This is a genomic window from Methanophagales archaeon (assembly GCA_021159465.1).
Lineage (GTDB): Archaea > Halobacteriota > Syntropharchaeia > Alkanophagales > Methanospirareceae > G60ANME1.
In genome coordinates this window covers 1-10,270 of sequence record JAGGRR010000267.1, presented here as the reverse complement: position 1 = coordinate 10,270, position 10,270 = coordinate 1, and the positions used below count along the sequence as shown (strand labels likewise).

Annotated in this window: 10 protein-coding genes, 1 tRNA gene and 1 pseudogene; 11 read left to right on the top strand and 1 reads right to left on the bottom strand. The window is 44.4% G+C overall.

Features of this window, described 5'->3' with window-relative positions:
* Positions 1–171: 171 nt before the first annotated feature.
* A pseudogene (locus J7J01_10740) lies at positions 172–648 on the top strand (hypothetical protein).
* Positions 649–738: 90 nt separating this feature from the next.
* Here J7J01_10740 and leuS read toward each other — a convergent pair.
* A complete protein-coding gene (gene leuS, locus J7J01_10735) occupies positions 739–3,702 on the bottom strand; it encodes a leucine--tRNA ligase (GenBank protein MCD6211334.1) in 2,964 nt (987 codons plus the stop codon).
* A gap of 137 nt (positions 3,703–3,839) precedes the next feature.
* Between leuS and J7J01_10730 the strand changes: the two genes are divergently transcribed.
* The 10 genes from J7J01_10730 to J7J01_10685 all read left to right on the top strand — a co-directional run bounded on the left by J7J01_10730 (position 3,840) and on the right by J7J01_10685 (position 10,210).
* Positions 3,840–3,914 (top strand) — tRNA-Met (locus J7J01_10730).
* A gap of 23 nt (positions 3,915–3,937) precedes the next feature.
* Complete coding sequence (locus J7J01_10725; GenBank protein ID MCD6211333.1) at positions 3,938–5,182, top strand: TIGR00375 family protein; 1,245 nt, start codon at positions 3,938–3,940, stop codon at positions 5,180–5,182.
* A 53-nt stretch (positions 5,183–5,235) separates the two neighbouring features.
* Positions 5,236–6,255, top strand: a complete 1,020-nt coding sequence (locus tag J7J01_10720; GenBank protein MCD6211332.1) for an N-acetyl-gamma-glutamyl-phosphate reductase — start codon at positions 5,236–5,238, stop codon at positions 6,253–6,255.
* Positions 6,256–6,634: 379 nt separating this feature from the next.
* Positions 6,635–6,976, top strand: a complete 342-nt coding sequence (locus J7J01_10715) for a hypothetical protein (protein ID MCD6211331.1) — start codon at positions 6,635–6,637, stop codon at positions 6,974–6,976.
* Positions 6,977–7,399 (top strand): methyltransferase domain-containing protein, encoded by a 423-nt coding sequence (locus J7J01_10710; protein MCD6211330.1) that lies wholly within the window; start codon positions 6,977–6,979, stop codon positions 7,397–7,399.
* Between the two features lie 33 nt (positions 7,400–7,432).
* Complete coding sequence (locus tag J7J01_10705) at positions 7,433–7,798, top strand: hypothetical protein (protein ID MCD6211329.1); 366 nt, start codon at positions 7,433–7,435, stop codon at positions 7,796–7,798.
* Between the two features lie 90 nt (positions 7,799–7,888).
* Entirely contained in the window at positions 7,889–8,389 is a 501-nt protein-coding gene (locus tag J7J01_10700) for a class I SAM-dependent methyltransferase (GenBank protein ID MCD6211328.1), read from the top strand.
* The gene (locus tag J7J01_10695) at positions 8,382–8,912 is read left to right on the top strand and encodes a hypothetical protein (GenBank protein MCD6211327.1); all 531 of its coding nucleotides are present in this window, start codon (positions 8,382–8,384) and stop codon (positions 8,910–8,912) included. Before J7J01_10700 ends, J7J01_10695 begins: the two co-directional genes overlap by 8 nt.
* Positions 8,913–9,003: 91 nt before the next feature.
* Positions 9,004–9,351: a TMEM165/GDT1 family protein gene (locus J7J01_10690; protein MCD6211326.1), complete on the top strand. Its 348-nt coding sequence runs from the start codon at positions 9,004–9,006 to the stop codon at positions 9,349–9,351.
* Between the two features lie 118 nt (positions 9,352–9,469).
* Complete coding sequence (locus J7J01_10685) at positions 9,470–10,210, top strand: FAD-dependent oxidoreductase (protein MCD6211325.1); 741 nt, start codon at positions 9,470–9,472, stop codon at positions 10,208–10,210.
* Positions 10,211–10,270 lie beyond the last annotated feature (60 nt).

Here is a 10,270-nt window from a genome sequence, read left to right as displayed (position 1 = left end):
ATTTGCTAAGTCGTGGATCGAAAAGTTTATCCCATCGTGGATTTAGTTTTGTTGGAGACTATAAACATAGGCACCGTATTATAAAATCAGCGCGTAGAGATGTCAATATTGGCAAGCGAGTTTCAAAGTTTGATACTCCGGATAAAGGAGCTGGAGGAGATAGTAGCCGAGTTGAAGAGAAATAACGAGGGGAAAGCAGGAGTGAAACTGAGCATAAGTAGTTTTTACGACCGATTCACACCGAAGATGGTTGGGTTGATTTCCTTCAGAGGTGCGTGCTCCATACGATTGAGTTTCAAGTACAGTAACCCGGTCGTGTTTTAGGCGATAAATACTTCGGTTGGGACCCAGACTCAAGGGCTGCATCCTGCTTATCGATCCCGGATACTTCAAGTACCTCTTCTTCGACAGAACCGCTCACTATGACGGCTATTTCGTTAGCAGGCTGAAGAGAAATGCTAACCGATACACTCTTTTATGTTGGGCAAAAGTCTTCACCGAGCAAGCAAACCTATTGTTAACAGAAGTACTCGAGTGCGTGGGGCTGAAACTCGAACCGATATGCTCACTTCATACAACATTTATTTCGGCCAAGGATGCGAGCCAAATGTCAAACGAGAGAGGCTGATGGATAGATGGGTTACTTAACCGAACACACATGTATTTATTTCCATTTTGTTGCCCTCCATGATTTATGTTTAATCATACTTATCATGCCAGAGCAGTTCCACGTACTTTTTATCGTCGGGCATCTTTGTCATCCACATATATCGCAGGTTTGAGCGGTAGCGCAAGCCTTCGCTTGTTTTCGGGGTCATAATCACCATTTATCTCGATTTCGCATCCGAACTCATGCATTAGATACTCCTTTTCACGTTCCAGAACAGCTTCCTCATCCAGCTCGAAATATGAACTCGTCCCCTCTTTTGACGATGCTTTTTTCTTCAATGGAAGTATTTTCATTGCCCGTTTCACGAACTCCGCCGTTGTCTTATCCTTCCGGAACTTCATTGCCTCCCGTATCTTATCCTTATCCTCCACGTCCTTTATCGCTCGCAGTACATCCCACTTCCACTTCTCCGCAGTGTAAACATAAATCTTACCCGGTTTTAACCGCGCTACATGCAATATCTCCTTTATATCATTCACTAATGAAGTCAGATACTCCTCCTCTCGCTCCACACGCTCATCAATAAACTTTTCCCTTATTTCTGGCAGTCGCTCCACCGAAATGAACGTCTTATCCTTATTCTCATGTAACTTATGCCATATCTCCTCGCATATATGGGGCGTAATTGGCGATAGAATTATTAGCCATGCATCCATCACATTCCTGACTATTCTCTTTCTCCTCGCTACACTCGCTCGCTGTTCATAATATTTGATGTCATTCATCATCTCGAAGAACATGTTTATTCCCGCTTCCCTTATTCTAAATGCACGGTATTGCTCAATTGAGTCTCTCAGCCTTCGATAAAACCGTGCCAGCAGCCATCTGTCTATATGCGTGAATTCGTCCTCTTTCAGACCTTCCACACCCGCACCTATGCTATCTTCAAACAGCTCTATCAGCGCATTGAACTTCCGCCTTAATGCATCCACATCCTGTTCACGCCAGTTAACTACCGCTCCAAAATCGGCATTTATCGCGCAATACAGCCGGTATAAGTCCACCCCATAGAGCTCCGAGACCTTCGCCAGTGGAATCACATTTCCCTTACTCTTTGACATCTTCCGACCTTCTCTTATCATCAATTCATTCAGTGTAATTGCCCCTGGCCACTTATTCGGTGGAAATATCGCTGCATGGTGCATCAAGAAGAAAGCTAAGTGATTGCTCAAGTGCGGTGGTGCTGTATGCCGCAGGTCATTCGGGTACCAGTATTCAAACTCCGCCCTTATCTTATCCAAAACCTCAGCATCAATGCCTATCTCGTTCGCTACCGCCGCTGCATCCCCTACTCCCAGGAATACGTAATCAAAAAACGACTCCGTTAAACTCTCAACTGGCAATGCCCGCAATAAATGCGCTATGGTATATAACGCCATGTAAATTGTGGAATCACTCAATGATTCAATTATCCATGCACGGTCAAACGGAAACCTCGTACCCAACCCTCTCTTCCTCGCACATGGTCGTAACGCCAGCCAGTCAATGATGTCATGCATATACGCCTTATATCTATCCGGATAGAACGTCATCTCAGAAACGAGTTTATGTCCCAATTCCTTCCACCACTCCGCTCTATAATCTATAAACCACTGGTCATGCAGAACAGCCACAATTACCTTATCACCGCTTCTCGTTACCGCTTTCCTCGAAGTCTCGTAAAATATGCCCGCTACATTCCTCTCCCTCAGCCAGTCCTTCACTTCATCCTTTATCTCTGCTATTTTAATACCTGCAAACTTGCCACATCGGTCATTCAATACGCCACGATAGAACTCCTCTTTGTATATTTGCTGCGTAGCTTCCTCTAACCTCGGGTCTTCCTGGCTCTCTATACCCATACGCACACAGATATCCTTCGCCGGCAGCTCATACTCATACTCATAATCAGAACCCACAATCTCGATTATCTTTATCGGCTCGATTTCTATTCCTGATCCTGATTCTAACTCCTCTCGCTTACGCTTCCAGTCCTCCAGTGCGATATAATCATAGGGTGCATGTGCCGGGACCGAATAGACCACGCCAGTGCCAACATCAGGGTCAACGAAGCTTGCAGGTAAGACTGGAACTTCTCTACCCCCCACTGGCTCCTCAACCTCCTTACCCACAAAATATCCACCTTTTATCTCTTCTAATATCTCTATCCCGCTCTTCTGATAGCTCAGCTTCTCCGCTGCCTCCTTCGATACAATCCAGAACTCGTGCTCGTCCTTGTCACCTTCCCCTTTCTCTGCTCTAACTTCAACTCTAACCTTAACATATCTTACATCAGGGTTTATCCACAGATTTGTAACGCCAAATATGGTCTCGGGACGCAGGGTGGAGGCAACCAGATAAGAACCATCAGGGAGTTTGAACTTTATCGTTGTGTGCTCTATTATTGATACTTTATCCGTATCTCCACCCTCTATGTCGTCCTCGCCAACCGGTGAGCCATCCTCAATGGAAAAAGTTATGGGATATTTCCCCTTCTTTATTACTCCCTTATCATTTAGCTTTTTAAATTGCCATTCCACGAACCAGTTATACATCGGCTCCGTGGTATTGAATTTCCTTCGCCAGTCTATGGAATAACCCATCCGCTTGAAGTCCTCTGCAATCCGGTCAGCGAAGAATTTCGCAACCGCCTCTGCATCACTGAAACTATTGACTATCTCATCTACTTGCTCTTCTCTCTCATAAATCGAGACATAATCCCTGTATCGTGCCACAACTTCCGCATCTCCTTTCGCTATACTGTCGGCAATAGCTAAAATCGGCGTACCCGTGACATGGAATGCCATAGGAAACAGCACGTTATAGCCCTCTAATCGCTTGAATCTCGCTATTATGTCCCCTATGGTGTATGTTCTACCGTGCCCTATGTGCAGCGGTCCTGAAGTGTAGGGATAAGGAACAGTAATAAAGAACTTCTTATCTCTATCTCCAACTCCAACTCCGCCTGTTTCCGCATCAAAAATACGACTTTCGTGCCATCTGCGTTGCCACTTATCTTCTATATCCTTGTAGTTATAGTTCACGGCTACCATCTGTATCTATATCTATATCTGTATCTTACTCCTGAAATGATGCCTATATACCATATAAATAAAAGGGTAAGCTTTTTAAAGCTTAAATCTTACATTTATAATATTGATATGATAGTATAACTCAAATGAAATTGATAAGCGGGGTAGGGTAGTTAGGAGATCCCGTCGGGCTCATAACCCGGAGATCGATGGTTCGAATCCATCCCCCGCTATTTTAGTAGATGGAGATGAGATAATGATAATCAATTCTGACCTCCATATTCATTCACTTCATTCTGCAGCTACTTCTCCCCGCATGGATTTACCCACACTGGCAAAGGAAGCTTCTAAGAAGGGTATACAATTGCTTGGCACAGGGGATTGTCTGCATCCAAAATGGTTACAGGCTATAAAGGGGTTGAAACAGGAGCCCGGGCATGATGATGGCATCTTCGTGCATGGAGCGACCAATTTTGTACTCACTGTTGAGGTGGAAGACATGAGGCGGGTGCATCATCTGCTCATACTGCCGTCTATAGCGAAGGCAGAGGAGCTATACGAAACTTTCAAGCGATATTCGCAGGATATAGACTCGGATGGCAGACCTTCTGTGAGACTCTCTGGTGCAGAGATAGCGGAATATGCAAAGGATGCTGAAGCTCTCATCGGTCCCTGTCACGCTTTTACACCCTGGACTGCTTTGTATGCTTATCATAATTCGCTCCAGGAGTGCTATGGTGAGATGGTAAGTTATATCTCCTTCATCGAGCTGGGCTTGAGTGCTGATACATCCTACGCTGATCGGATAGAGGAGTTGCACAGGCTCACTTTCCTGACCAATTCCGATGCCCACTCGCCATATCCTATCAGGCTGGCGCGGGAGTTCAATCGGTTTGAAGTCTCTGATTTGAGTTTCGAAGAGTTGAAAGCGGCGATAGAACGAAGAAAAGGCAGGAAAACAATACTAAATGTGGGTATACCGCCTGCGGAAGGTAAATATAACGAAAGTGCATGTATCAGATGCTACAGACATTATTCGCTCACTGAAGCGACTGTAAGGCACTGGCGATGTGAATGTGGAGGCATGATAAAGAAAGGTGTGCGCGATAGAGTGAATGAGCTCGCCGATTGCAACAACGGTGTACATCCTCCGTATCGCCCGCCTTATCTGCACCTGATACCCTTAGCAGAGATAATAAGCCTGGCGATACGCAAGTCAGTGAATTCAAAATCGGTGGTTGGGATATGGGAATCACTACTCGCAGAATTCGGTACTGAGGTAAATGTGCTGGTAGATGTACCCATAGATGCGCTGGAGAAGGTAAACCCGGACGTGGTGGGAGCGATAAAGGCATTCAGAGAAGGTAATATCTATGTTAAGCCAGGTGGTGGTGGCAAATATGGCACCATCAGGTTGGAGTTGGATCCCGGGCAGGAATTAGAAGCGCCAAAATTGGTAAGAGGGCAGCTTTCACTCGCTGATATAGCTAACCTTTATTAATTGCACAATAAAATTAGCAATAAAGTTCTATTAGCATGCGTAATACGTGACTCATGATAGAAGCGGGAATAATAGGCGGGGCTGGATACATTGGTCTGGAACTGCTAAGATTGCTATTGATGCATCCACAGGTGAGAATATCGGTGGTGACATCGAGGCGGTATAAAGGCAGGAAGGTCAGTGATGTGAATCCACACCTGGAGCGGTTCATTGAACTCGAATACGAAGATATAGACACACGCGAGATAGCAGATAGGAGTGATGTTGTATTCCTAGCGGTACCACATGGTAGTGCAATGGATTATGTGCCTGAGTTGCTCAATGCGGGTGCGCGGGTGATAGATCTCAGTGCTGATTACCGACTGGAGAGGAAGGAATATGAACGAATCTATATGCGGCGGCATAAGGACCTGAAGGACAGGGCGGCTGTGTATGGACTGACAGAACTGCACCCCGAGGTGGCTGATGCTGCGCTCGTTGCGAATCCGGGCTGCTATCCCACTGGTGCTATACTTGCTGCTGCACCTATTGTGAAGTCGGACATGGCGAAGCGTGTGGTGTTTGATGCAAAATCGGGCATCTCTGGTGCGGGTGCAGACCCTTCTGAGAAGTCACATTTCCCTAACCTCGCTGAGAATATCATCCCTTACGAACTGACTGCACACCGGCACGTTGCGGAGATGAGGAAAGAATTACCACAGGTGAAGGTTAGCTTCACACCCCATGTTATACCTTCTATCAGGGGCATACTCACTACTGCGCATATATTCCTGACGGAAGGAGAAGAGAGGATGACAGAGCCGGAGATTGAAGATCTGTACAGGCGATTTTATGACGGTAAGAGGTTCATAAGGCTGAGAAAAGGAAAAGGTATACCTTCACTTGGTGCTGTACGGGGCACAAACTTCTGTGATATCGGGTTTGAGGTGGAAGAGGATAGCGATCGGATAGTAATAATCTCCGCAATTGATAATCTGGTTAAGGGTGGTTCAGGTCAAGCGATACAGAATATGAACGTCATGTTTGGATTGGATGAATGGCAGGGATTGTGGCATCCGGGGCTGGTTCCGTGATATACGCCCGTCATGAACAGGGTAGTTTCGAACCAGAAATTGGGATACAAAAAGGATATGAAAAAACGGTTCTTTTATGTCATAGTCAACCTGATGCCACACACATATGTCGCCTCTCATACACATCTGGGGAATGGTAGTTGGTGGTGGGGACTGCCCATTCTTACTTTTTTAGCTTCTTCTTTGATGATCTCAAATTCAAATTGAGTCCGATCCTTTATAGGGTAGTGTCTGGAAATTAGACGGGGTGCACCCCAATCCATTGTGATTCACATCTTCTACATCCTACATGCTGGAGGTGTTTCCCTCAGGATTATTTATATTTTTAAACCAATCTTGAGACACGACTAAAAATTGTGAAGCTAAAAAGGGAGTAAAGATGAAGGAACTGTTAATCGCATCGGTAGCGTTTGCATTGTTCATCCTGTGTCCGAGGATGGCAGGTATGACGAAGGTCATATCAGACGCAGCGCATGTGGAGCTGGTCAAAGTGGTGGTGTTTGGAACACTGATTTCACTTCCGTTGATAATAGCCATGGCACTCGTATTTATGAGATACGGGCTTGTTGCAGCTCTGGCGTTATGCGTAATCACCGATTTCGCCGCAGCGTTCGCAATGCGTGAGATAAGCATGAAGGCGGGAGTGGAAACACTTATAATCGCTTTGTTCGTGCTTTTAGGTGTTAAAGTTGCGTCAATGCTCTCGGGCTGGGTGAGTTGAATGGGGGAACTGAACTGGCGCGAAGTCTGGGAAGAGAAGCAAAAGCAGAGAATGAGACCCTTGAAGATAACATACGATAAGGATTTTCGAGCTAAATTCGCCGAAGACTACTCTGCGCAGGCTAAATACAACAATTACGAATATGGAAGAAAAGCGGTAGGTGCATTGAGTGAGATACTGGATGATGACTTTGAAGTTCTGGAAATAGGTGCCGGACCCGGAACATTGACGATACCGTTAGCCGGGGAAGTAAAAAGGGTGGTAGCTATTGAGTATTCCGAAACGGCTGTGAAGTATTTGAGGAGGAACATGAAAGAAAGTAAAGTTGAGAACGTTGAAATAATGAATAGAAACTGGCTGGGAGTTGCCGACCATGAAATAAAAGACCGATTTGATTTAGCTGTGTGTTCTCATTTCCTGTGACAGGTGCGCGACCTCGAGAAACATTTGAAGAAGATGGAGAATGCCTCACGGAGATATTGCGCGGTGATACAACCCGCGGGAAGGGATAGCATGGTGAAGGAGATGTGGACGAAAATAACCGGGAAAGGTTATAAGGGCGAGTTTGACCCTAATGCCGATTACTTCGCTTATCTGGTACTGCGACAGTGGGGTAGGCTGGTGAATGTGCGAGTAATGAATTACAGCGTAGAGCGGAACTTCGAGCAGGAAGTGCGGTACATAGCGAGTTTCATAGGTAAATACGTGGAGGTGGATACTCATGTGAAGGAAATCATCGAGCAATACGTTTCGGGGAAGGGAAAGGGTTTGCATAGAGAGAAGCGTTCGGCAGTGGTGATGTGGTGGATTAGAAAAAAGTGAATGGTAAATGCCTTTGGCATTTCGCAATTTTTAGGGGATATTGTTTATGTGCCTAAAAATTATATCAGTGATAATTAGGACAGCCTAAAAGTGGAGGATGTCTGCACTGGAACCGGGACACAGGCATTTGCATTTGCGAAAAGGGGTTATGAAGTCGTTGGGATTGATTTGTCAGAAGAAATGTTGCGGGTGGCTAAGAAGAACAAATACGAAAATGTGTGGTTTGTAGTGGCAGATGCAACTAAAATGCCATTTGAACCAGATTATTTCGACTTTGCATGTATTTCTTTTGGACTGCATGATATGCCACACGAGGTCAGACATCAGGTATTGGACGAAATGAGAAGAGTTAGCGAGAAAATAATCGTTGTTGACTATCACATCCCAAAGAACAGGTTGCGTAGATGGCTGTACGTGTCCTTCACATCACTTTACGAGAGCAAGTATTACCGAGATTTTGCAAAACGAAATCTTGAGGAGTTGTTGCGAGAACACGATTTTCGCATTGTTAAAGAAGCTTATGGGCTGGTAGATTTGTTAAGATACTTTTGTGTGAGCGTGAATCCGTTGGGAAAGGCTAAAAATGAATGACCTATTATTGATAATATCTCTGATCTTCGTTGGACAAACTTTGGGTTGTTTAATTGGATTGATAAAGAAACCTAAAGAAACCATCTTATATGGTTCTTTGGCATTCGTGGCTTCAATAATGCTGGATATATCGTTTTTTCAATTGATACCTGAAAGTCTAAAAATTGCGCCTTTTCACTTGGCAATTATCTCTTCTCTCTTTGGGATAGTCATATATCGATGGGTTGACAGAACCTTGCCCCATATAAATCCAGAGTTACTTAAAAAAGAAAAGCCATCCATTGAAAGAAGCGTTACTATGCTTGTTATCGGCATGGCTTTGCATAATCTCCCAGAAGGATTGGCAATTGGGGCTGGGTTCGCTTTAACGCCTATACTGGGAATTATGATAGCATTGGGGATTGCAGCACAGGATGTGCCAGAGAATATCGCAACAATCGTTCCTTTATACGGCTTAACGAAAAAGAAAATGAAATCTTTTGTTATATTTAGTATAGTATGTTTATGCTACAAGATATATTAATTCCCTTAATTGTAGTGGGTTTAGCAGAATTAGGTGACAAAACCCAGCTATCTATCCTGCAACACATATCGCATCCGGGGGTTTAATAAAAATGCTTTCGGGCGCTATTTTCATAATTTTTGGACTTGTAATTTTAATCTTCAGAAACCAGAGGGAAGAAACCAAAAACGGATATTATTTCGGAAATCCGTTCTATTCAGGATTTATCCTGATTTTCGCATCAGAATGGGGAGATAAGACACAAATTGCCGCTGGATTGTTTGCAACAAAATACAATGGCTTGATGGTTTTAACAGGAGTTATAATAGCATTAAGTTTGCTTTCTATAATCGCAATCTATTCGAGTAAATTTATTCCTGATAAAGTGAATGAAGAAACATTAGCGAAAATTGCTGGAACTTCGTTTATATTAATGGGTGTAGCCTTCTTTTTATTTTAGAGTATTTCGCTTGATGTAGGTTTTTTTCCGAAAATCCTAACTTTTTTCGGCTTTTTATCCAAAACTGAACAGTTTTAGGGAACATTATTTATGTGCCTAACAAGCATCAAAATTTATCATGACAGATAGAGTATTGGTGTTAGGAGCTGGCGCCGGGGGGTCAGTAGTGGCGAATAAGCTTGCGAGAGAGTTCAGACAGGAAATCGCTAAGGATGAAGTGGAGATAACAATACTGGACAAGAATGATATGAACATAAACCAGGGCGGGTTCACCTTCGTTCCTTTTGGTCTATATACCCCAGAAGACATAAATAGACCGCGAAAAAAAGTGATTAGCCCGCGGGTAAAGATGGTATTTGGAGAAGATGGAGAGGTAGAGCGTGTGGATTTGGGGGACAGGGAGGTAACGGCAAAGAGTGGCAAGAAATATCCATACGATTATCTCGTACTTGCAACCGGATGCAGTGCGGACGTGGAAAGTGTTCCGGGTCTTTCAAGCGACTTCAATACGTTCTACACGTCGTTAGAGGACGCTTTAAAACTCGGTGATTTAGTTAAATCTTTCAATAAGGGGCGTATAGTCATCTTAACGGTGAATATGCCCATACCATGCCCTGGAGCTCCGGGGAAGTTCGCTATACTGTTAGATGTATACTTGCATTATATCAGAGGTGAGGAAGTACGAAAGAACGTTGAAATCAGTTTCTTGTGGCCCATTGGACTCATAGGACCACCGGCATATAACGAAGTAGCAAGTCCAGTGTTTGGGAGATGCGGGTCCGGCGGAGATTATCAAGACGGGCATAGGCACACACTACCAGGCATTGATCGCAGGAGAAGGTTTGTGTTTCTGATATGAAAAAAGAAGTTGCATTTCCTGTTATTTCCGGGAATAAGAAGGGTTTGAGAGTATTCTCCT

Bases quoted from the DNA above. Each gene is read 5' to 3' on its own strand.
- leuS (MCD6211334.1), bottom strand. From the start codon at position 3,702: ATGGTAGCCGTGAACTATAACTACAAGGATATAGAAGATAAGTGGCAA.
- J7J01_10725 (MCD6211333.1), top strand. From the start codon at position 3,938: ATGATAATCAATTCTGACCTCCATATTCATTCACTTCATTCTGCAGCT.
- J7J01_10720 (MCD6211332.1), top strand. From the start codon at position 5,236: ATGATAGAAGCGGGAATAATAGGCGGGGCTGGATACATTGGTCTGGAA.
- J7J01_10715 (MCD6211331.1), top strand. From the start codon at position 6,635: ATGAAGGAACTGTTAATCGCATCGGTAGCGTTTGCATTGTTCATCCTG.
- J7J01_10710 (MCD6211330.1), top strand. From the start codon at position 6,977: ATGGGGGAACTGAACTGGCGCGAAGTCTGGGAAGAGAAGCAAAAGCAG.
- J7J01_10705 (MCD6211329.1), top strand. From the start codon at position 7,433: ATGGAGAATGCCTCACGGAGATATTGCGCGGTGATACAACCCGCGGGA.
- J7J01_10695 (MCD6211327.1), top strand. From the start codon at position 8,382: ATGAATGACCTATTATTGATAATATCTCTGATCTTCGTTGGACAAACT.
- J7J01_10690 (MCD6211326.1), top strand. From the start codon at position 9,004: ATGCTTTCGGGCGCTATTTTCATAATTTTTGGACTTGTAATTTTAATC.
- J7J01_10685 (MCD6211325.1), top strand. From the start codon at position 9,470: ATGACAGATAGAGTATTGGTGTTAGGAGCTGGCGCCGGGGGGTCAGTA.